At 33.1% G+C, this 22,757-nt stretch carries 27 protein-coding genes and 1 riboswitch; of the genes, 25 read left to right on the plus strand and 2 right to left on the minus strand.

Translation table 11 applies throughout. From position 1 onward, the window contains the following. Window positions 1-70: 70 nt before the first annotated feature. The 3 genes from K337_RS0102945 to K337_RS0102955 all read left to right on the plus strand — a co-directional run bounded on the left by K337_RS0102945 (window position 71) and on the right by K337_RS0102955 (window position 1,698). Window positions 71-622, plus strand: coding sequence for a cyclase family protein (locus K337_RS0102945; protein ID WP_028855268.1), 552 nt, complete (start codon window positions 71-73; stop codon window positions 620-622). A gap of 269 nt (window positions 623-891) precedes the next feature. Next, window positions 892-1,365 (plus strand): MarR family transcriptional regulator, encoded by a 474-nt coding sequence (locus tag K337_RS0102950; RefSeq protein ID WP_051251576.1) that lies wholly within the window; start codon window positions 892-894, stop codon window positions 1,363-1,365. Between the two features lie 78 nt (window positions 1,366-1,443). Then, window positions 1,444-1,698: an SHOCT domain-containing protein gene (locus K337_RS0102955; RefSeq protein ID WP_037029117.1), complete on the plus strand. Its 255-nt coding sequence runs from the start codon at window positions 1,444-1,446 to the stop codon at window positions 1,696-1,698. Window positions 1,699-1,820: 122 nt separating this feature from the next. Here the strand turns inward: K337_RS0102955 and K337_RS0102960 are convergent, their stop codons facing one another. Next, window positions 1,821-2,477, minus strand: a complete 657-nt coding sequence (locus K337_RS0102960; RefSeq protein WP_028855271.1) for a Crp/Fnr family transcriptional regulator — start codon at window positions 2,475-2,477, stop codon at window positions 1,821-1,823. Window positions 2,478-2,637: 160 nt separating this feature from the next. Here K337_RS0102960 and K337_RS0102965 point away from each other — a divergent pair, with 160 nt between their 5' ends. From K337_RS0102965 to K337_RS0103015, 11 genes are all read left to right on the plus strand, one after another. Further along, window positions 2,638-3,939, plus strand: a complete 1,302-nt coding sequence (locus tag K337_RS0102965; protein ID WP_028855272.1) for a thymidine phosphorylase — start codon at window positions 2,638-2,640, stop codon at window positions 3,937-3,939. Between the two features lie 108 nt (window positions 3,940-4,047). Continuing rightward, on the plus strand, window positions 4,048-4,713 hold the full coding sequence (deoC, locus tag K337_RS0102970) for a deoxyribose-phosphate aldolase (protein ID WP_028855273.1): 666 nt from the start codon (window positions 4,048-4,050) through the stop codon (window positions 4,711-4,713). 154 nt (window positions 4,714-4,867) lie between these two features. Next, a complete protein-coding gene (locus K337_RS0102975) occupies window positions 4,868-5,512 on the plus strand; it encodes an HD domain-containing protein (RefSeq protein WP_028855274.1) in 645 nt (214 codons plus the stop codon). A 238-nt stretch (window positions 5,513-5,750) separates the two neighbouring features. Then, on the plus strand, window positions 5,751-6,239 hold the full coding sequence (locus K337_RS0102980) for a MogA/MoaB family molybdenum cofactor biosynthesis protein (protein ID WP_245584864.1): 489 nt from the start codon (window positions 5,751-5,753) through the stop codon (window positions 6,237-6,239). An 11-nt stretch (window positions 6,240-6,250) separates the two neighbouring features. Further along, complete coding sequence (moaA, locus tag K337_RS0102985; RefSeq protein WP_028855276.1) at window positions 6,251-7,189, plus strand: GTP 3',8-cyclase MoaA; 939 nt, start codon at window positions 6,251-6,253, stop codon at window positions 7,187-7,189. Window positions 7,190-7,255: 66 nt separating this feature from the next. Continuing rightward, window positions 7,256-7,951, plus strand: coding sequence for an ABC transporter permease (locus K337_RS0102990; protein WP_028855277.1), 696 nt, complete (start codon window positions 7,256-7,258; stop codon window positions 7,949-7,951). A gap of 2 nt (window positions 7,952-7,953) precedes the next feature. Next, on the plus strand, window positions 7,954-8,574 hold the full coding sequence (locus tag K337_RS0102995) for an ATP-binding cassette domain-containing protein (protein WP_037029120.1): 621 nt from the start codon (window positions 7,954-7,956) through the stop codon (window positions 8,572-8,574). 3 nt (window positions 8,575-8,577) lie between these two features. Next, window positions 8,578-9,798 (plus strand): molybdopterin molybdotransferase MoeA, encoded by a 1,221-nt coding sequence (locus tag K337_RS0103000; protein ID WP_028855279.1) that lies wholly within the window; start codon window positions 8,578-8,580, stop codon window positions 9,796-9,798. An 8-nt stretch (window positions 9,799-9,806) separates the two neighbouring features. Continuing rightward, the gene (locus K337_RS0103005; RefSeq protein WP_037029122.1) at window positions 9,807-11,687 is read left to right on the plus strand and encodes a molybdopterin biosynthesis protein; all 1,881 of its coding nucleotides are present in this window, start codon (window positions 9,807-9,809) and stop codon (window positions 11,685-11,687) included. A gap of 489 nt (window positions 11,688-12,176) precedes the next feature. Continuing rightward, window positions 12,177-12,626, plus strand: coding sequence for an MOSC domain-containing protein (locus K337_RS0103010; RefSeq protein ID WP_037029124.1), 450 nt, complete (start codon window positions 12,177-12,179; stop codon window positions 12,624-12,626). A gap of 218 nt (window positions 12,627-12,844) precedes the next feature. After that, window positions 12,845-13,573, plus strand: coding sequence for a hypothetical protein (locus K337_RS0103015; RefSeq protein ID WP_156877297.1), 729 nt, complete (start codon window positions 12,845-12,847; stop codon window positions 13,571-13,573). Window positions 13,574-13,623: 50 nt separating this feature from the next. On the opposite strand, the gene K337_RS0103020 is transcribed toward K337_RS0103015, so the two are convergent. Next, complete coding sequence (locus tag K337_RS0103020) at window positions 13,624-13,962, minus strand: DUF952 domain-containing protein (RefSeq protein WP_028855283.1); 339 nt, start codon at window positions 13,960-13,962, stop codon at window positions 13,624-13,626. 115 nt (window positions 13,963-14,077) lie between these two features. Here K337_RS0103020 and K337_RS0103025 point away from each other — a divergent pair, with 115 nt between their 5' ends. From K337_RS0103025 to K337_RS0103075, 11 genes are all read left to right on the plus strand, one after another. Continuing rightward, a complete protein-coding gene (locus tag K337_RS0103025) occupies window positions 14,078-15,022 on the plus strand; it encodes a GNAT family N-acetyltransferase (protein ID WP_028855284.1) in 945 nt (314 codons plus the stop codon). 40 nt (window positions 15,023-15,062) lie between these two features. Beyond that, window positions 15,063-15,539: a hypothetical protein gene (locus K337_RS0103030; RefSeq protein WP_028855285.1), complete on the plus strand. Its 477-nt coding sequence runs from the start codon at window positions 15,063-15,065 to the stop codon at window positions 15,537-15,539. A gap of 1 nt (window position 15,540) precedes the next feature. Further along, window positions 15,541-16,071: a permease gene (locus K337_RS0103035; RefSeq protein ID WP_028855286.1), complete on the plus strand. Its 531-nt coding sequence runs from the start codon at window positions 15,541-15,543 to the stop codon at window positions 16,069-16,071. Window positions 16,072-16,142: 71 nt separating this feature from the next. Next, a riboswitch (molybdenum cofactor riboswitch) is annotated at window positions 16,143-16,265 on the plus strand. 10 nt (window positions 16,266-16,275) lie between these two features. Beyond that, a complete protein-coding gene (locus K337_RS0103040; RefSeq protein WP_028855287.1) occupies window positions 16,276-18,003 on the plus strand; it encodes an aldehyde ferredoxin oxidoreductase family protein in 1,728 nt (575 codons plus the stop codon). 10 nt (window positions 18,004-18,013) lie between these two features. Next, window positions 18,014-18,262, plus strand: coding sequence for a MoaD/ThiS family protein (locus K337_RS0103045; RefSeq protein WP_051251577.1), 249 nt, complete (start codon window positions 18,014-18,016; stop codon window positions 18,260-18,262). A 1-nt stretch (window position 18,263) separates the two neighbouring features. Further along, window positions 18,264-18,932 (plus strand): HesA/MoeB/ThiF family protein, encoded by a 669-nt coding sequence (locus tag K337_RS0103050; protein ID WP_028855289.1) that lies wholly within the window; start codon window positions 18,264-18,266, stop codon window positions 18,930-18,932. A gap of 154 nt (window positions 18,933-19,086) precedes the next feature. Beyond that, on the plus strand, window positions 19,087-19,422 hold the full coding sequence (locus K337_RS0103055) for a hypothetical protein (RefSeq protein ID WP_028855290.1): 336 nt from the start codon (window positions 19,087-19,089) through the stop codon (window positions 19,420-19,422). Between the two features lie 188 nt (window positions 19,423-19,610). Further along, a complete protein-coding gene (gene rfaE2, locus K337_RS0103060; protein ID WP_028855291.1) occupies window positions 19,611-20,081 on the plus strand; it encodes a D-glycero-beta-D-manno-heptose 1-phosphate adenylyltransferase in 471 nt (156 codons plus the stop codon). A 73-nt stretch (window positions 20,082-20,154) separates the two neighbouring features. Continuing rightward, window positions 20,155-20,607, plus strand: a complete 453-nt coding sequence (gene tsaE, locus K337_RS0103065) for a tRNA (adenosine(37)-N6)-threonylcarbamoyltransferase complex ATPase subunit type 1 TsaE (RefSeq protein ID WP_028855292.1) — start codon at window positions 20,155-20,157, stop codon at window positions 20,605-20,607. Continuing rightward, window positions 20,601-21,293, plus strand: coding sequence for a tRNA (adenosine(37)-N6)-threonylcarbamoyltransferase complex dimerization subunit type 1 TsaB (gene tsaB / locus K337_RS0103070; protein WP_028855293.1), 693 nt, complete (start codon window positions 20,601-20,603; stop codon window positions 21,291-21,293). Before tsaE ends, tsaB begins: the two co-directional genes overlap by 7 nt. Before the next feature lie 118 nt (window positions 21,294-21,411). Beyond that, window positions 21,412-22,746 carry a CoA-disulfide reductase gene (locus K337_RS0103075; RefSeq protein WP_028855294.1) on the plus strand — a complete coding sequence of 445 codons (1,335 nt, stop codon included), beginning with the start codon at window positions 21,412-21,414 and terminating at the stop codon, window positions 22,744-22,746. Window positions 22,747-22,757 lie beyond the last annotated feature (11 nt).

The raw sequence follows: 22,757 nt of genomic DNA on the forward strand, positions 1-22,757 counted from the left end.
AAAAACTTTTTGTTGACGAAGAAACAAAAATAAGTTATTATTTCCTTGTAAACAAAAAGGAGGTAGAGTTATGAAATTAAATGTAAAAACTATTGAGATGCCGGAAAAACTTAGAGAGTGGGCTGAAAAGCAGGATGAACATCAAGCCAGACATATAGGAACGCATATAGACGTGTACAACTATTCTGATTTGGATCTTTCTTTAAAGCTATGCAGAGGAGTAGTAGTAGATGTTAGAGGTATAGATATCATAGATTGTGAAAGAGTAGAAAAAATTGAAGTTAGAAAAGGAGATTTTATTATTTTTAGAACTGGCTTTATGGAAAAATTTGGTTATGGGACTAAGGAATATTTGAATTTAGAAGGGGCTCCATTTTTGACAGATGAAGCAGTAAATTCTCTCATAGATAGAGGTGTAAAATTTATAGGAATAGATCTTCACGGAATACAACATGGAAGAGATCATAGAAAGATAGACGAGTATACAGAATCTAAAGGAACCTATGTAATTGAAAATATGACCAACTTAGATAAAATATCTGAGATAATCCAATTGAAATTAGAATGGGATCAAAAAGAAGGTGCTACAGCTATTCCGGTAGAAATAGAAGTTTTAGGGTAGTGAAAGAGGTGATTTCAGGAAGATTGAAATTAGATACGTTTAAAATCCTCCAAAATTGGAGGATTTTTTATTAGATACAAATATAATAATGAAAAAGAAATAAAAAATAAGTTACTATTTCTTTTTAGATAGAACATTTGATATAATTTAATGGAAATTAGAATGGGGTCAAAAGAAGGTTTTGCAGCTATTTCAATAAAAAAAATAAGTTACTAGGATAGTGAAGAGGATAACTTTTATAAGCTCTGATAGAGACAGGAGGAATAAATATGGAAAAAAATAAAGAGGAACGTATATTTGAAAAAATATCTGAATTTCTGGAAAAAGCAGAGGTATACAACGATCTATCCAACAAAAATAAGAACTGGGATCTTTCACTATCTGAGATCCACTGTATAGATAATATTGAAAAGCTAGAATCTCCAAATGTCACTTTATTGGCAAATACCATGAGAATGACTAGAGGTGGGATTACTAAGATTACAAGAAAATTAATAAAGAAAGAGTTTATAACCAGCTTTAAGGAAGAGGGAAATAAAAAAGAGGTATACTTTAGATTAACTTCGATAGGAATGGAAGTTTATTTGGACCATGAAAAGAGTCATGAAATAGCAAAAAACAGGGAGATGAGTTTTTATTCAACCTTTACTGGAGAGGAGAAAAATACCATCTTAAAGTTTTTGGAAAGGTCAAATAACCACCTGCAAAAAGAGATGTATAAATTAAAAGAAATAAAAAAATAAAAATTTTAAATGAGAACTTCACTCAATTTTCACATAACTATAATACAATTTTAGGGTGAAAAGTAGGAGGAGAGAGTAATGATAAATAGTTGTGGATTAGGTTTCAGTTTTGGAAATTCGATGTTTTTTGGCCATGGAATATTCATGTTTATATTCTGGATATTGGTTGCTATGTCAATAGTATCGGTATTTAGGAGTTTTTCTTTTGGAAGAGTAGGCAGCTTTAGAGGAAATAAGGATAAGAATTATCTGGAAATACTAAAGAAAAGATATGTCAATGGTGAGATTACAAGGGAAGAATATCAGGAAATAAAACAAAAATTAAGAGATTAAGATATAAAAAAACTAGGAATAAAAAAATCCTAGTTTTTTTATTTTTTAGAAGTTAGGGAATTTAATACGTTAAAAACCCTATACTAGAATTAGTAACATTTGGATCTAAGGTGATCTTACTTCTATATCTCTTTAGAATATCTTTTTATAGCATCCTTATCCAAGCTAATGATACTTTTTCGATCTTTTTTTATTATCCCTGAATCTGTAAAAAACTTTATGATCCTAGTTAAATTACGATAACTGACATTTAATTCTTTGGATAGTTCGTTTAAAGATTTGAAATTTATAAGGTGATCATTTTTAACCAAGTGAAGGGCTAAGATATTTTTTAGGTTAAATCCTTCTTTTAGAAGGATAGCTCTGTTTGTTTTTAATAATTTCCGGGTAGAAGCTACTCCTAAAAACCTCCAGAGTTGGGAATTATTACTCAAATTAGCCTCAATGGCTTTAAATGAGATACTCATAATAATGGTATTGTTAGAGTTGGCTGCTACATCAAATAACATGGTAGTTTCTCCTAAATACTCGACATCTCCAAATATTTCTGGGGGAGATAATTTGTTGATGAAGATACTCCTGCCACTGGCTAAAAAAGAGTGGATATCAACTCCTCCAGATACGATAAAATATATGTGTTTTACTTCATCTTTGGCATTGATTATATTTTCCCCTTTGGAATATTTTTTCAATTTGAATAAATTAGTATTTTCTTTAGAAAACAAGTTGTTCAATTTATATGTATCAATAAAATTTTCTATAATTAGATTGCTTTTCATCTATTTCCCTCCATTTCTGCCACCTGTCCTATAATTAACTTATAAAATTTTATATCATATTTTTAGAAGAAAATCAAAATAATAATAATAGTTTAAGAGGAAATAATAAAATATAAGTTATAATATATAGGTATAGTTGTATTATATGGGGAGGCTAAAAATGAGAATAGTTGACATTATCCAAAAGAAAAGGGAAAAAGAAATTTTAACCGATGAGGAGATAAGATTTTTATTAGAAAATTATCAGGCAGGAGAAGTTCCTGATTATCAAATTGCATCTTTTTTAATGGCTGTTTATTTTAATGGAATGACTACAGAGGAATTAAAAGTATTTACAGAAACTATGATAGATTCAGGAGATACAATAGATTTTCCTGGTGTAGAGAAATTCTTGATAGATAAACATTCTACAGGAGGGGTAGGAGATAAAACAACTATCGCTTTAGCTCCTATATTTGGTGCTTTAGGAATGGGAACGGCAAAATTATCTGGTAAGGGGCTAGGACATACTGGTGGAACTATAGATAAATTTGAATCGATCAAAGGGTTTAAATTCAGCAATTCAAAGGAAGAGTTGATAAAGATAGTAAACGAAACTGGAACAGGACTGATGGGACAGGCAGACACAATAGTTCCTTTGGATAAAAAGCTTTATGCACTTAGAGATGTTACAGCTACTGTATCGAGTATTCCGCTTATTGCCAGCTCTATAATGAGTAAAAAATTGGCAGTTCATGCAGATGCAATAATTTTAGATGTAAAGGTAGGATCTGGAGCATTTATGAAGGACCTAACAGAGGCACGTAAATTAGCTCAAACAATGTACGATTTGGGGAAGGCGTTTGATAGAAATATCGTATGCATGCTGACTAATATGGATGAACCATTAGGGAATGCTGTAGGTAACTCACTAGAAATAGTAGAAGCTGTGGAAACTCTAAAAGGAAATGGTCCAGAGGACTTTACTCACCTAGTAGAAGTATTAGGAGCTCAGGCACTTATCTTAAAAGGTGATGTAAAAACATTGGAAGAAGGGATTGAAAAGGTAAAAGAAGTTATAAAGAATGGAAAAGCTCTTGAGATGCTGAAAAAATTCGTAAAAGGAAGCGGTGGAAATCCAGATATCTGTGATGACTACTCGTTACTTAATATAGCTACTGAAACTTTTGAATTTAATGTGGATGAAAGTGGATATATAAAACATATTGATGCTGAAAAAATAGGTAAGGCTGCAATGATGTTAGGAGCAGGAAGAGCTACAAAGGAAGATATAATCGATCATTCAGTTGGGTTGATAATGCATAAAAAAGTAGGAGATCAGTTTGAGTCAGGAGAAGCTATTTTAACTCTATATCATCAAAACAATATGAGAGATGAGATCATAGAAACTTTAAGAGGAGCTTTTGTATTCTCTAAAGAAAAAGTAGAAAAAATTCCTACAATATTAGACATGATCGGATAAGCATTAGATATAAATAAAAAGGTTGAAAAGAAAAACGAAAAAGGGTAAAATTTTGGACAGAAAGAACATAAAGTAGATGAAATAAATTTTAAAAGGAGATAAAAAAATATGGAAATAAACAAGTATATAGATCATACAGTATTAAAGGCAACGACTACAGAGGCAGATATAATTAAATTATGTAAGGAAGCTCGTGAATATAACTTCTTTTCAGTATGTGTAAACGGATCTTATGTACCTTTAGCTAAGAAAGAGTTAGAGGGATCAGATGTAAAAATTGCAGCAGTAATAGGATTCCCTTTAGGAGCTATGTCTAAAGATGCAAAAATATTTGAAACTAAAAAATGTATCGAAGATGGAGCAGATGAGATCGACATGGTATTAAATGTTGGATTCTTAAAAGACGGTAAATTTGATGAGGTAGAATCTGAAATCAGAGGAATAAAGGAAGCTATGGGAACTCATGTATTGAAAGTTATCCATGAAAACTGTTATTTAACAGATGCAGAAAAAAGAAAAGCTTGTGAGCTTTCTGTAAGTGCAGGGGCAGACTTCGTAAAAACTTCTACAGGATTTGGAACAGGAGGATCTACATTTGAAGATGTAGCTCTTATGAAAGAAGTAGTAGGGGATAAAGCACAGATAAAGGCCGCTGGAGGAGTAAGAGACATAGAAACTGCTATGAGATATATCGAGATGGGAGTAACTAGATTAGGAACATCTTCTGGTGTGAGTTTAGTAAGTACAGGGAAAGCAAAAGAAGGAGAATACTAAACTATTTTAGTTATATAGTGAATATATAAGGATAAATCCAAAAAAGAATACTGTTTACAGTATTCTTTTTTGGATTATAATATCTTTCAATATAGAGATCAAATAAATATGTTAAAATGAAATATAAAAAAAATTATTTGTGGGAGTGTTGGAGATGAATAGAAAACTAATTATAGAGAAAACCAAAGAATTTGTTAAGATGAAATTAGAAGGAGAAGGAACAGGACATGATTGGTGGCATATTGTAAGAGTTTTCAATAATGCAATGGATATAACCAAGAAGGAAAAGCTCATTCATGAGGGGAATATAGATATATTTGTGGTTGAACTAGGAGCTCTCCTACACGATATAGCAGATCATAAGTTTGGATACACCGATGAGGACAGAAAAAACATCATAACTGATTTTCTATTAGAATTAGGAGTACAAAATGAAATAATAGATCATGTAGTTTATATAGTGAATAATATTTCATTTAAAGGTGGGGAAAATAAACACAAGATGGAAACTATCGAGGGTGAGATAGTCCAAGATGCAGACAGGTTGGATGCTATAGGAGCCATAGGGATAGGGAGAACTTTTGCATATGGAGGATATAAAAAAAGAGTTATGTATGATCCAGATTGTGAGCTCGATATAAAAGATAAGGAAGATACAATAAGTCATTTCTATGAGAAACTGTTGCTCTTAAAGGACAAGATGAATACTAAAGCAGGATATGAAAAAGCTCAAAACAGACATAGAGTCATGGAAGAATTTTTGGAAAATTTTCATTCTGAATGGAAAGGAGAGAAATAATAACAATAATATCTTTATGCCTAAATTTTGTTATTTTTAAAAATTGGGATTCATAGATATTTCTTTTAATGTCTAGTGGTATTACACTATACCGAGGGGATATCTATGGGTCTTTTTGTTGTAGTATTTTATTGTATGTTTTAGAAAAAAACTTGATTTATATAAAAATGAGGTATATTATTCTTTGTATAACAAAGTAGATCAATGTACTATTTATTTAAGAATAAGAGGTGAAATTATGAGGGTTGGAATAATTTGTATGAGTGACAAGGGATCTAAAGGTGAGAGGGAAGATCTAAGTACAAAAGTGATTATAGAGTGTGTAGAAAATTTTGGATATGAAGTTATTGCAACAGATCTCATTCCAGATGAAGAACAAATTATAGAGAATAAACTTTTAGAGGTCGTAGAAAGAGGAGATATAGATTTAATTTTAACCACAGGAGGGACAGGGTTTTCTCCAAGGGATGTGACACCAGAAGCAACTCTGAGGGTGATAGAGAGGCTCACACCTGGGATACCAGAAGCTATGAGAGCTTTCAGTATGAAGATAACTAATCGTGGGATGCTCTCTAGAGGTGTTGCAGGAATTAGAAAGAATACGTTGATAATTAATCTTCCCGGAAGTCCGAAAGCTGTAAGGGAGATATTAGAATATATGTTAGAACCGATAGATCACGGTCTAGAAATTTTATTAAAAAAAACAGGAGATTGTGCCAGAAAATAGAGGGGTGAAATATGTTAGATTCATATAGTAGAGATATAGACTACTTAAGAATTTCATTGACAGATAGTTGTAATTTTAAGTGTAAATATTGTAGTCCCTATGAGAATATACATCGTTTTGAAAAAAACATGTCTCAGCATCAGATCGTTGATTTGGTAAAATTATTTTCAAAAATGGGGATAAAAAAAATAAGGTTAACAGGAGGGGAACCTCTATTAAGAAAAGATTTGGTGGAAATAGTAAGGGGAATAAAGGATATAGACGGGATAGAAGAGATTGCCATGACCACCAATGGACTGTTGCTATCGGATAAATTAGAAGAACTAAAAGAAGCCGGGTTAGACAGGGTAAATCTGAGCCTTGATACCTTTAAAAGGGAAAAGTTTAAAGGTATAACAGGGGTAGATGGTTTAGCTAAAATTTTGTTATCTATAGATAAATTAGAAGAATTAAATATGATCCCTATAAAGATAAATTGTGTTTTAATAAATGACTTTAACAATGATGAAATAGGAGAGTTTATAAAATTTACTAAAGATCGAAAAGTACAGGTAAGGTTTATTGAATTAATGGCAATGGGAGATAATGTAGAATGGGGTAAAGGAAAACACTATTCAGCAGTAGAGGTCTTAAAAAAGCATAGAGAGTTGAAATTTTATAGGGAAGAAAATATAGCTAAAATTTATAAAGTGCCAAATTCAGAGGGAGAGGTTGGATTTATATCTCCTAATTCAAATAAATTTTGTGCTTCCTGCAATAGAATAAGGATAACTTCTGAAGGGAAATTAAAGCTGTGTTTACACTCTGATACAGAGTATGACCTATTAGAAGTCTTGGCGGAGAAAGATCCATTGGGAACCCTAAAAGAAATTATGGGAGAAAAACCCAAAGAACATAAGTTGGATGAAAAAAAATATATAAAGAAAAACATGGTAAGCATAGGTGGATAATCTGACAAATTGGATGCAACGTCACGTTGCTTATTTATTGCGGAATAAACTTAAAAAGGAAAAAATATGGATTATATATTAAATGGATTTATAAGGGCATTTCAACTAATAATTTCTTTGAATAAGGAGTTATATGAAGTTATTTTCCTTTCAATAGGGGTTGCCTTTATTTCAACAACGATAATTTCAGTTGTATTCATACCTATAGGATTAAAGTTGGGGCTGAAAAAATTTAAGGGAGAAGTTTTTTTTGCCAGAACAATATTCTCTTTGATGGGTGTTCCATCAGTAGTAGTAGGGCTGGTAGTAGCTTTAGTTTTATCTAGAAACTCAGTATTTGGCTTTTTAGAGTTACTTTATACACCTACAGCCATTATTATAGCTCAATCACTATTGATCTTACCTCTATGCCTGAGCTTGACCTATACACTGAGCCGGTCTAAGGCACGAAAAATAAATAGAGTAGGGAAGATACTGGGTGGAAAGAGAAAAGACAGATTGTTTTTAATCCTGTTTGAATTAAAAGATGAACTGCTGATCATAGTTATAACTTGTTTTTCTCGAGCTATAACAGAGGTAGGGGCAGTGATGATCGTAGGTGGTAACCTAAAGGGCTCTACCAGGGTAATGACAACGTCTATCTCTATGTTAAACTCGATGGGAGACTATTCTACAGGGATAGCTCTAGGGATAATATTATTGGGAATCACATTTTTAATTAATAATTTTATATATGTTCATAAGATCGAGGTGAATGACTAATTATGAAAAAGGATATAAAAATTAGAGATTTAAAAAAAGAATTTAATAGAAAAGGTATTTTAAATATTCCGGAACTCACTTTTAGAAAAGGCGGGATCAGTTATCTACTTGGAGAAAATGGAGCAGGGAAATCGACCCTGTTAAATATTTTGGCTAAGGTAGATAAGGAGTATCAAGGCAGGATAGATGACTCTTTTAGAGAAGATGAGATCTCATTGGTAGATGCCAATCCATATATGCTCAAAGGAAATGTATATAAAAATATTGCATACCCATTGAAAATTAGAAAAAGAGAGAATATAGATAAGAGTATGACAGCTCTTTTGGATATATTTAATTTAAAGACATTGAAAAATAAGGAAGCTTCTAAACTATCTAGTGGAGAAACTCAGAAAGTTGCAATAGTAAGGGCACTTTCATTTTCTCCTAAACTACTCATGCTAGATGAACCTACAGCAAACCTGGATAAATCAGCAAAACTTGAGCTTATAGATATTTTAGGGAAATATAATCAGCAAGGGAATACTATAATTGTTGTAACTCATGATCATAGTTTTTTTGAGAATTTAGAGGGAGAAAAAATAGTTTTGGAGAAATTAGGAATAGAACAGAAGAGGAGTTAAAATATGAATTTTTTGAAGGTAACGGATATAGATGAGATAGAGGAATTAATTTTAAAAAAAATACCCTCACTTAAAGGAAAGAAAGAGACATGTAAACTGGAAGAATCATTGGGCAGAGTACTATGTGAAAACATTGTAGCTAGTGTCAATGTTCCTGAATTTAATAGGTCTACAGTGGATGGGTATGCTATAAAGTCCAAAGAATCATTGGGAGCTTCCCAAGGTATACCTGCATTTTTCACCATAAAAGGTGAAGTTTTAATGGGGGAAAATACCTCTAAAAAATTAGAAAGCGGAGAGGCAATATATGTTCCCACAGGTGCTATGATCCCGACAGGTGCAGATTCTATGATAATGATAGAGTATTGTGAGATATTAGAGGATACTTTACTAGTGCATAAACCGGTGAGTAGTTTTGAAAATATAATGCTCATGGGAGAAGATGTAAAGGAAGATGATGTTATTCTAAAAAAAGGATCAACTATAACTCCTGAAAATATAGGAGCCTTAGCGTCTCTTGGGATATATGACCTGCCTGTATTTAAAAAGTTTAAATTTTCTATAATTTCCACAGGAGATGAGATCATAGGGGAAGATGAAGAGTACAAGATGGGGAAAATTAGGGATGTGAACTCCTACACCCTTTCTTTAGCTATCCAGAAATTCGGAGTTGTGGTAGAGAAAAAAATAGTAAAAGATAATTTTGATACTATACTAGAAGAGGTAAAAAAATCCACTGAAAAATCAGATATAGTTCTCATATCAGGGGGAAGTTCTGCCGGAAACTATGACTACACAAGTAAGGTTATATCTCTACTGGATGAAGGAGAGGTTTTCATTCATGGGATCTCGATAAAACCTGGAAAACCTACCATTATTGGGAAATCTAACGATAAACTGATATTTGGATTACCTGGGCATCCGATTTCTTCCATGGTTGTTTTTAATATTGTTGTAAAAAAACTTATTGAAAACCTATATTTTTGTGAGGATAAAGATGATTATTACTATGGAACTTTATCTCACAATCTTCACTCGACTCCTGGACGGACAACATATCAGATGATCAACAAAACTATTGAAAATGATGATATAGTTATTAATCCTATTTTCGGAAAATCAGGGATGACCACTCTTATGACTAAATCCAATGGATATATAATATTGGAAAGTAATATAGAGGGACTAGAAAAAGGAAGCAGGGTAAAGGTATATAGATTTTAGGAGGCAGAATGAGAAATACATTTATAAATAATATCAGCTTAGAAGAAACTAAACCACTGTTTTTTAACAGGATAGAAAAATATAGTAAAAAGGAGATCATCTCTACTGAGAAATCTTTGGGAAGAGTGACATCGTCACCTGTTTTTGCCAATGTGTCATCTCCTAATTTTAATGCATCAGCTATGGATGGAATATTAGTAAGATCTAAAGATACAGAGATGGCCAGTGAAACCAATCCTGTAATACTAAAAAAAGAAAGTGATTTTCTCTATGTGAATACAGGGAATCCTATTAAGAATAAATTTGACGCTGTTATCATGATAGAAGAAGTGGTGGAGTTAGAAAATGGAGATGTCAGAATAATAAAATCAGCACACCCATATCAGCATATTAGAAATGTCGGGGAAGATATTATAAAAAACGATATGATCTTACCTTCATTTCATGAGATCAGACCAGAGGATATAGGAGCTTTATTTGCTGGAGGAATATTTGAGATAGAGGTAATTAAAAAGCCAGAAGTTGCGATCATTCCAACTGGAAGTGAGATAGTAGAAGATTATAGAAATTTAAAGGTAGGAGATATCATAGATTCTAACTCTAGGATGTTTGAGGCTATGATTACCGTATCAGGAGGAGAGCCATATAGGTATTCACCTGTTAGGGATGAAAAGGAACTCCTAAAGAAAAATATATTAGATGCAGTGGAAAAAAATGATGTGGTAATTATCAATGCAGGATCATCAGCAGGAACCCATGATTATACTAAATCTCTCATAGAAGAATTAGGAGAGGTAATAATCCATGGTATAGCTATAAAACCAGGAAAACCGACTATCCTTGGGTTTATTAAGGGTAAACCTGTAATAGGAATACCAGGATACCCGGTATCAGCGTATTTTGTTTACCAGCAGTTTGTAAAATCACTCCTTGAGAAGATGTTATGTAGGGATGATGAAAAGGAAATCATAGTAAAAGCCAGCTTATCTAAGAGAATCCACTCATCGTTAAAACATAAGGAGTTTGTCCGTATGACTTTAGGTTATGTAGGAGGAAAATTAGTTGCCACTCCATTAGACAGGGGAGCAGGAGTCAGTATGAGTTTGGTAAAAGCCGATGGAATCCTTGTGATAGCTAGAAACAATGAGGGACATGATCTAGGGGAAGAGGTAGAAATAAAACTCCTAAAACCGCTTTCGACTATAAAAAAATCCATAGTAGTGATTGGAAGTAACGATCCTATAATGGATAGGATTTCTGATAAGGTGAGACTATCACTATCCCACGTAGGAAGTTTTGGAGGGGTGTTAGCACTAAAGAAAAAGGAGACTACCATAGCTCCTATCCATATGTTGGATAGTAAAAGCGGGGATTATAATATAGATGTTTTAAATAAATATTTCCCATCAAGAGATGCAGCATTGATAAAAGGAATAAAGAGGGAACAGGGGCTGATGATTCCTAAAGGAAATCCAAAAAACATAAAAGGGATAGAAGATCTGACTCGAAATGATCTGGTATTTATGAACAGACAGAGGGGAGCAGGGACTCGTATTCTCTTGGATTATAACCTGGAAAAATTAGGTATGGATAATAATGATATAAAGGGATATGAGAGGGAAGCTACAACTCATCTGGCAGCAGCAATGTCGGTGAAATCTTCAACCTGTGACCTGGCTTTAGGAGTTAAATCCGCAGCAGATATATTGGATCTGGATTTCATATCTGTAGACTATGAGGATTATGATTTTGCAGTTTTAAAGGACAGTTTGGAAGATGAAAGAGTTTTAAAATTTATTGAATATATAAAATCGGAAGAGTTTTTTAAAGAAGTGGAAAATATACCGGGATATAAGTTAGAAAATCCAGGGGAGATAATAGAATTTTAGGTAGACCTCACGTTTTTTTATTCTAAATAAATTGTGATAAAAGATTAAGTTCCAAAGGTTCCGCCTTTGATACGGGTTCATTTCAGATATGCGAATATTTCATTTTTCTCCAATAACATTAGAAAAAAATAAAAATGCAGCAAAAGAAATGAACCAAAGAAAAGCAAAAATCTTATACTTCCTCATTATGACTTCTCTCAAATAGAGAAGTTGAAGCAATAACCATTTGATGTTAGGGGTAAAGACCACGGATCCCCGTTTCTTAGTGGGATGCCTGACGGGCATAGTGGGTACGACGAAACTTGTAAGAGTTATACTGGGAAGTGGGGTAACATCTAGAAAAAGGAATTTAAAAGAAAAATTATCTAGAGAAAAATCTCAGTGAAACTCTAACTTCAAACTCAGTGAATCTCTGTGTTCAAGGGTTTTTAAGAGTAAAAAAAATAAAATTAAACATAAATTAAATAATTATAAAATAAGGAGAAAATCATGAGTAATATAAAAGGAAAAATACTTGCAGTAAATATAAGTGAAACAAAGGGTGTAGTTAAACAGCCTATAAAAAGCGGGATGTTTAAGGTGGATCATGGTTTAGTAGGAGATGCTCATGCTGGTAACTGGCATAGACAGGTTAGTTTATTAGATAATACTAGTATCAAGAAATTAAAGGATTTAGACGGAGTAGGATTTTGTACAGGTAAATTTGCTGAGAACCTAACAACAGAAGGAATGGTTTTATATGAATTACCAGTTGGAACAAAGTTAAAAATTGGTGAAACTCTTCAAGAAGTAACTCAAATAGGAAAAAAATGTCATGTAGGCTGTGAGATAAAAAAATTAGTAGGAGACTGCGTTATGCCTAGAGAGGGTATATTTACGAAGATCTTAAAAGAGGGAGAGATAAAACCAGGAGATTTAATAGAAGTTTTAGAAGATTAGATCTTTAATAAAGTTTGGCAACGTCAGCTAAAATTATTTATTACTGAAAAATAGGTGGGATAATGAATTACTTGGAGTTATATAAAATACAGTTAGGATCAGATAAAATTGAAAAAGAGAAATACTACTCATCAGCAATATTTACAGAATACTGTGGCTTAAATTGTTTCCTAAATGATATTAATAGAAGCAATAAAGAAATTAAAGAGAGTATTGAAATGTACGTCGATGGCATTGAAAAACCCAGGATAGAAAGTATAGAGGATAGTGTATCACTATTGAAATCGACTATTGAAGATTATGAGAAATCAAATCATCCTTTATTTTCGAAGTATAACATAGATGGTGTTATATTTTTGTTGGGTGATACGACAGTAGATTCACAAGGGATAATACTTAAAGATAAATCATATATGATCGTAGATTTGTTAGCTTATGACAATGCAAAAGAGAAATATAATCCCAAATCTTTTGTAATTCATGAAATTGTTCATCCAATTCATTATAAATTAAATCCAGAGATGTATTTTAGGAATTATAAAGGCAGAATGGATACAACGGTTAAAAGGATTTTTATTGAAGGGTTAGCTACATATCTGACAAAATATTATACCGATGAAAGTGATACAGACATATTTTGGTTAGGTTATTTGGATGAACAAGGCGTAGACAAATGGATAGATTATTCTGATAAAAGAAGGCATGAAAATGGAGTAGCTTTAGAAAATATATTAAAAATTCAAAATTGGGAAAGGAAATCACAAATAGAATTATTTAGTATATCAAATTCTATGAATCGTTGGGAAGGTAGAGTTGCATATTATTATGGTTATGAAATTACAAAAGAATTAATGACGGTATACACAGTTAATGAGATACTGAATTTGAAATACAATGATTTGAAACCTTATGTACAGAAATACTTTAAGGTAAGTAATGTCGGTTAATACAACACCTGTATAATGGCTTACATGATTTACATATATTGAGCAATCAATTATATTAGATCATTTGGAATACGAAAGTAGCCTTCTTCGTTAGGTTCAAATTCATGAATCGAAACTACTGCGTCTATATTTAGAGGACCATAAATATGTGGATAGTCATAATTTAAATTATAAAGATCTTCCCATTTAATGTTAGCACAAACCTTATTTTCATCAATATAAAGGATAATTAGATTGTGGATACCTTTATATATTTGGTTTGCGACTTGGGTAACTTTTTGAATATCGGAGCAGTGAATAAAGCCTTCTGAATCTAGATCTCTTGTAAGGTACTCGCCACTAGGAACTTGGTTTAGCCAATAATCTTTATCTACTATATGAAATATCATTTTGAACCTCCGTTTTTAATTGATAGATGTAGTATAGCATAAACCTATAGATGAATTTATGGTTAACTGTTATATATATAATTAATTTTTATATGCATGGAGAGTGAATAAAATTATGATAAAAATAATATCTTCATCGGAAATATACGAAGAATTCATCAAAAATCTTATTGATAGGACTATCTTAGAAGAAAGGAAAATTCCCTTCAAGAATAAAGAAATCTATGTGAAAGGTAGATATATTGATTCAGTGTATATAGCTTTACTTGATGAAAAACCTGTTGGTTTTTTCAGTATTTCGATAAACAATTTTCATCCAAGCAGTCTTTATTTTAATATGATTGTGGATAAAGAATATAGAAGAAATAAAATTGGAACCAATATGTATAAATATATTAAAAGTTTGAGCAGTGGTTTTTCATATTTACAGAGTTCATTTTGTGAAACATCTTTAACTAGTTCATACTTCTTAGAATCTCTAGGTTTCAAGCTGTACAGATCTACTCATGAACCTCAAATAGATATTTCTAAAATTGAAATTGATAAACAGAGGATGAGAGACTATATAGATAAACATGATTTAGAAGTTTTAGCACTATCAGATATAAAATCTGACAATGAGTTGAAAGAAGTTTTTGAATTAGCAAAAGATAGCTATACTCAGTCACATCTTGATAATCCAGTTAAAGAAGCTGATATAGGGGTATGGGGAGATATAATTAAAGAAGATTTTATTGCACAAGGTTCATTTATTTTAAAGAAAGAAAAAAAAGTAATTGCTTTCGCTTTAATGCATGAAAATGACGAATTAGGAATGGATTTAGGGTGGAGAGGTGTAGCCGAAAAATACGATTCTATAAGACATGAGAGTATAGAAATTTTAACCAATTTACAGATTGAGTATACAAAGGAGAGTAAGAAAAGAATATTGTATTTAGAGATCGATAGTACGGATAAATGGTCGTTAGAAATGATGAATTTTTTAAAGTTAAAAAAGACTAATAGATGGCTATCGTATCAGCGAAAAACTGAAAATGGTATGAGATTTTTACTAATTTGATAGAGAGGAATATTTAACTAAGAACTTACAAGGAGAGAGAATGAATTTTACTTTATATATTATTACCATATTTCTTTTAATATTATCTTACTTTAAAGACAAAAAGAAGACCATGAAGGCACTGAAAAAAGCTTTGAAAGCATTTGAAAATATACTGCCCCAATTTCTGGGAGTAATTGTTCTTGTTGGAATACTTTTAGCTGTTTTTAATCCGGAGATAATATCTGGGATTATAGGGAACAGATCTGGATGGTTAGGAGTCTTAATTTCGGGAATTATAGGAGCAATAACTTTAATACCGGGTTTTGTGGCTTTTCCCACAGCGGCAATGCTGTTGGAAAATGGTGCAGGATATATGCAGATTGCAGCTTTTATATCTACTCTGATGATGGTAGGAGTTATAACACTTCCTATCGAAATGAAATATTTTGGGAAGCGTTTTGCTATTGTAAGAAATTCAATAGCATTTGTGTTTTCTTTTGTTGTAGCTTATATAATAGGGATTTTGGTGGTATAAGATGAGATTTATAAAAAGATATAAATTTTTAATGACAACACTTATAATTTTGACTATTCTATTTGTAGTAAATTATGAATTAGGAATAAAAGCCGTGGATATTACTGTTTATTCTCTAAAAGAGATGGTTTTTGTAATCCCTCCTGTATTTGTATTACTGGGGCTCCTCGATGTGTGGGTACCTAAGGAAACCATGGTGAAATATATGGGAGAAAGATCAGGGATAAAGGGAATTTTACTGTCGATATTTATTGGTTCGGCAGCTGCAGGGCCTCTCTATGGAGCTTTTCCGGTGGCCGCTGTATTTATGAAAAAGGGAGTTAAGTTCAGCAACATCATTATATTTTTAGGGGCTTGGTCCACAACTAAGATCCCCATGTTTCTCTTTGAGATGGCATCACTTGGGACGAAGTTTGCTCTAAGCCGTCTAATAATAGATATCTTCGGAATAATCATTATTTCAGGGATAATCAGCAGGATAATTCCTAAAGAGGAGATAGAGAAGATATATATTAATGCAGAGAAATTTTAGAGGGTTAAAGCTATAGTGAAAGAAATTTGAAATAAAAAATATATATTGTATACTTTAATGTAAGGTTATTATATTAATGTTATCTCCGAGTGGAAATTTCTAAGGATCTTTGATATCTATGAAATGACACCAATGGGTCTTTTAGGAAACTGAATTTCCTCCCGCATTTGGAAAGGAGTAGACCAAAATAAGGAGGAACACATTATGAAAATTTGTAGAATTGACATGAGTACCAAGACCATTAGTTTTGAAGAGGTAAAAGAGGAATATGTAGGATTAGGTGGAAGAGGACTGACATCTCGGATTATATCTGATGAAGTTGATGCAACATCACATCCATTAGGAAAGAACAATAAGTTAGTAATAGCTCCAGGTCTTTTTGCAGGAACTTTAGCACCAAGTTCGGGAAGACTTAGTGTAGGAACTAAGAGTCCATTGACTGGTGGAATAAAGGAATCAAATGCAGGGGGAACAGCAGCTCAGAGTTTGGCAAAATTAGGGTATAAGGCAGTTATTATAGAGAATAAACCTAAAAACCAGGAATTAAACCTTATAAAAATAACTCCTGAAGGAATTACAATAGAGGATGCCGGTTACTTAAAGATGAAAGGTAACTACGAGGTAGGAAATATCTTGAGGGAAAAACATGGAGAAAAAGTAACTGTGATGTCCCTTGGACAGGCAGGAGAAATGAGATTAACTGCAGCATCAATTGCAGTTACAGACCCTGAGGGAAGACCTACAAGACATTGTGGAAGAGGTGGAACTGGGGCAGTTTTAGGATCTAAAGGAATAAAAGCGATAGTTATTGATCCCGGAAAAGAAAATAAAGTTGAGTACCATAATATAGATAATTTTAGAACAGCGGCTAGAAGCTTCTCAAAATCAGTCTTAGCTCATCCTGTATCTGGACAAGGTCTGCCAGCCTATGGAACGGCAGTTCTTGTAAATGTTTTAAATGAAGCTGGAGGATTACCTACAGATAACTTTAGAGACGGCAGATTTGAATTTGCAGAAAATATTAGTGGAGAAACGATGTTTGAAACTATTGAAAAAAGAAAGGGTCAGACAACTCATGCCTGTCATCCTGGATGTATCATGAGATGTTCTCAAGTATACAATGATAAAAAAGGAGACTATCTTACAGGTGGATTTGAGTATGAGACTATATGGGCATTTGGAGCTCATTGTCACATAAAAGATCTGGATTCAATAGCTCAAATGGATAAGATGTGTGATGATTTTGGAGTAGACACTATAGATACCGGAGTTGCAGTAGGAGTAGCAATGGAAGGTGGATATTTAGAGTTTGGTGATGATAAAGGTGCGATAAAACTATTGGAAGAGATCGGTAAAGGATCACCTATTGGAAGAATCATAGGTAATGGAGCTGCATTTACAGGGCAGGCATTTGGAACAGAGAGGGTGCCAGTAGTAAAAAGGCAGGCACTTCCAGCTTATGACCCAAGATCGGTAAAGGGGCAGGGAGTAACCTATGCAACGACTCCAATGGGGGCAGACCATACGGCAGGATACGCAGTTACATCGAATATCCTAGGTGTAGGAGGAGTTGTCGATCCATTAAAGAAAGATGGACAAGTGGAATTATCTAGAAACCTTCAGATAGCAACGGCAGTTTTAGATAGTTTAGGTTTCTGTATATTTGTAGCTTTCCCTATCTTAGATGATGAAACAGCGTTCCCTGAAGTAGCTAATATGATAAATTCAAAATATAATACTAATTTTGATATTAATGAGATCCTTGCAAGTGGACAGGAAGTATTAAAGCTGGAAAAAGCATTTAATCAAAGAGCAGGAATAACAAAGGCTCAAGATAGACTACCTGAATTTTTTAAAGAGGAAGCTGTTGGTCCTCATAATGTAACCTTTGATTTTACAGATGAAGAATTAGACGAAACATTGGAATTTTAGGAGTATTTAGATGGGAAATATCCAGATAGAGGTGAGACTCTTTGCTTATTTGAGGGAATTATTCCCTCCGGAAAGCAGGGGAGTAAAAAAGGTAGAAGTAAAGGAATGTCTGACAATAGATAACTTGATGGATGAGATTGGAATCGTAGAAAAGGAAATTATGATAGTTATGATCAATGGGGTAAGGAAATTAGATTATAATGAATCTTTGAAAGAAGGAGATCGAGTATCCATCTTCCCCCCTGTAGGAGGAGGATAAGATGGATAGATATTCCAGAAATAAAAAAATGATATCGACCGATGAACAAAAGAAATTATCTGAATCTACAGTAGTGATCTTAGGTGTAGGAGGCTTAGGTGGATATGCACTTGAGATGCTTGCAAGGGTAGGAGTGGGAAAACTTCTCCTTGTAGATTTTGATAAATTTGAGGTGTCTAATTTAAACAGGCAGATAATTTCTACAGAGGGTAATTTAGGTTTATTAAAAGTAGAGGAAGCCAGGAAGAGGGTGGAAGCTATAAACCCGGAGATAGAAGTTGTGGCAATCAATAAAAAGATATCTGATCATAATATCGATGCAGTCATAAAAGGTGCAGATATAGTAGTGGATGCACTAGACTCATCTACGTTAAAAAAGGTTGTGGAGAAATCTTGTGCGAGAAATAAGATTCCCATGGTTCATGGAGCTATAGGAGGATGGATAGCACAGGTAGCAGTGATCATGCCGGGGGATTTTATTTTGGATAAAATTTATAGTGAGGATGATCTGGAAAATAAGATGGGAAATCCCAGCTTCACCCCTGCATTGGCAGCTTCAATACAGGTAGGAGAAGTAATTAAGTTTTTATTGAATAAAGGAGAACTATTAAACAACGAGGTCTTATATATTGACCTTGAGTACAATAGTTTTACGAGGTTGAAAGTGTAGTAATTAATGTAGAGGGGGATAATCCTAGGGTTATCCCTCTCTATTTTAGTGATTAAGCTAGAATTTTACATAAGTATAGTTATAATGATTTATTAACTAATAGAATCGTGTTAAAATTATTGTATAAAATATATTAGGAAAAGGAGAATAGAAGATGTTTTTTGTATTGAAGAGCAGGTATAGAAGGGAAAAAATAGAGTTATTAGGTAAAATAGATAAATTGAGAGGGAGACTGGAAAAATTAGGCAGGGATAAATTAGAGATTCAGAATGAAACTAAAAAAATAGAGGAAGAAAACACAACCTTAAAACAGAAATTAAAAGTTAGAAACGAAGAATTAAGGGAACTAAAGGCAAAATTAGGTGATGTTGACGGAAGACTGAAAGTAAAGGTGGAAGAAAAAACAAGGGAGTATGAGGAAAAGATGAAAAGGATGCAGTCTTCATACGATAGATTGATTTTTGAATTGGATGAGATGAGGCATAGGTAGATACTTACTCTTTCCTCTTTGGCGTTTTCACGTGGTCAGGAATATTAAAAAATTCTTATATTAAAAAATAATTTTTTAAATATGACAATAGAGAAAACTATAGACACATTTGAGAGTGAGGACTTTTAAAAGAATTGAAATTAAGGTATAATTTATAGAAATAAAAAGAAAAAAATTAGGAGGAACTAATGAGTATATTAACAAGAGAAGAGGCCGGTAAATTAGTTGAAAAACTAAAAGAAAGTGGAAAAAAAGTGGTCTTTACAAATGGATGTTTTGATATCTTGCATGTGGGACATCTAAGATACTTAAATGAAGCCCGTGAATGTGGGGATATATTGATCGTAGGAGTTAACTCTGATGATTCTGTAAGAAGGTTAAAAGGACCTACAAGACCTATAAATGGTGAGATGGATAGAGCAGAATTATTATGCGGGTTAAAAGCTGTAGATTATTCTGTAATATTTCCAGAGGATACTCCTGTAGAAATAATAGAGGCATTGAAGCCGTCTATCCATGTAAAGGGAGGAGATTATAAGAAAGAAGATCTTCCTGAAACTGTTGTCGTAGAGAGAAACGGAGGAGAAGTAAGGATCCTTACTTTGGTAGATGGGAAATCTACAAGTAATGTAGTGAAAAAGATAGCGGGAAATAACTAACTCTTCCTTCTTATGGTTTCTCAATTCACGGGAAAACAACAACAAGGAAAGAGTAAAAAAGGAGAATGAAAAAATGAAAAAAATATTATCATTTGAGGAGTTAACAGAATTAGCAGTTAAATTAGCAGAATTTGTAATTCCAAATGACGTAATAGCACTGGTAGGAGACTTAGGAACAGGGAAAACGACTCTGACTAAAACAATGGCTAAAGAATTAGGAATCACTGGGAATATAAAAAGTCCTACATTTAACTATGTATTAGAACATCTAGGGGGAAAGATGCCCTTATATCATTTTGATGTTTACAGACTGTGTGATCCTGAGGAAGTATATGAAATTGGATATGAAGATTATCTACATAATGATGGACTGACAATAATAGAATGGGCTAACATAATAGATACGGAGTTACCCAAGGAATATATAGAGATAAAAATGTATCACAGAGATGAAAATTCTCGTGAAGTTGAGATGAAATTTGTTGGAAATGAAAAGAGAGAGAAGGAGTTAAATAAATTATGGTAGTATTAGGAATCGATGCTTCTACTAAAACAGGTAGTGTAGCATTATATGATAGTGAGATAGGCATTTTATCAGAAATAAATGCAAATATAAGATTGAATCATTCAGATTCGTTGATGTCAATAGTAGACATGGTATTTGATCTGGCAAAACTTAAGCCAAAGGATATAGACAGAGTGGCTGTCAGTATAGGGCCTGGGTCATTTACAGGGATAAGAGTAGGAGTAGGAACAGCCAAAGGATTAGCTTATAGTATCGGCTGCGATATTGTAGGAGTAAATGAATTGGATATCCTTGCACGTACAATATCACAAACTTCTAATAAAATTATGTCCCTTATAGATGCTAGAAAGGGAAGGGTATACTATTCTGTCTATGAATATAATGGGGATAAAATAGAAAATGTATCTCACTATGGAGCTGAGGAATTAAAATTAATATTAGAAGGTTATAAAGATGAAAAAATAACCTTTACAGGTGATGGAAGTATCGTTTATAAGGAAATAATAGATGAAGTTATGGGAGAAAATGCCATATATAATTTAAAATCTAACTCAATGGTAAGAGCAGGAATAATGGCTGAGATGGCAGTAGAAAAAGATGCAGATAATCTGTATACATTGGAGCCATATTATATCTCAAAAACTCAGGCAGAGAGGGAAAAAGAAGCCAGAGAAAAGAAAAAATAAATTTTTGACCCTCATCCTCTTAGGTTTCTCCCTAGTTAGGGAGAGAGTGGCCAAAGGCCGAGAGAGGGTGTAATTCTAATTATAAATTATTAGTTTCATAGGCAATAAAGGAGGATTTATGAGGATAGTTATTATAGGTGGAGTAGCAGCAGGAATGAGTGCAGCAGCAAAGGCTAAAAGGATGGCTAAAAATTCAGAGGTTATAGTATATGAAAAGGGAAGCATCGTATCTTTTGGAGCCTGTGGGTTGCCCTACTATGTAGGAGATTTCTTTGATAACCCCCAAGGGATGATTGCCAGGACTCCAGAGCAGTTTAGGGAATCTGGTGTAGAAGTAAATATAAATCATGAGGTTTTAAAGGTAGACCCAGAGAAAAAAATAGTAATAGTTAAAAATTTAGAAACAGATGAAATTTTTGAAAGTTCATACGATAAATTGATGGTAGCTACAGGTGCTAATGCTGTTTTACCACCAGTTGAAGGGATAAAAATGTTAAAAAACATTTTCACATTAAAATCTATAGATGATGGAATAGATTTAAAGAAAGCCATGATGAAAGAGGAAAATAAAGAGATTTTGGTAATTGGTGCTGGGTATATAGGGATAGAGGTTGTAGAAGCAGCAAAACAATTAGGAAAAAATGTCAGAGTTATCCAACGTGGGAAAAGGGTAATGTCAGCTTCTTTTGATAGTGAGATAACAGATCTTATGGAAGAAGAGATCAGATCACATGGTGTAGATCTTCATTTAGAAGAGGTTGTAAAAAAAATAGAAGGTAATGTCAGGGTAGAAAGAGTTATTACCGACAAGGGTGAATATAGGGCTGATATAGTAGTAATAGCAACTGGAGTAAGACCTGCAACAGGATTCCTGAAGGATACAGGGATTGAGATGGATAGGGGAGCTATCATAATAGATGAAGAGGGAAAAACATCTGTAGATGGTATCTATTCCGCTGGAGACTGTGCAATGGTATATCATAAAGTCAGAAAGAAAAATGTGTATATTCCACTGGCTACTACAGCTAATAAAATTGGAAGAGTTGTAGGAGAAAATTTAGCTGGAGCTAAAAATAAATTTAGTGGTACTCTGGGATCTGCCTGTATCAAGGTAATGGATTTAGAAGCTGGAAGAACAGGAATAACAGAAACAGATGCTAAGTTAGATGGGATAAACTATAAAACTATCTTAGTAAAGGACAAAAATCAAACTAATTATTATCCGGGACAGGAGAATATTTTCGTAAAATTAATATATGATGCCGAAACTAAGGTTATTTTAGGAGGGCAGATCATAGGAAAAAATGGAGCTGTGCTGAGGGTAGATGTAATTGCCATGGCAGTTGCTACAAAGATGAAAACTTCGGAATTAGGAATGATGGATTTTTGCTACGCTCCTCCATTTGCGAGAACTTGGGATGTACTCAATGTAAGTGGAAATGTAGCTAAATAGATAAAAAAATA

Source organism: Psychrilyobacter atlanticus DSM 19335 (assembly GCF_000426625.1).
Taxonomy (GTDB): Bacteria; Fusobacteriota; Fusobacteriia; order Fusobacteriales; family Fusobacteriaceae; genus Psychrilyobacter; species Psychrilyobacter atlanticus.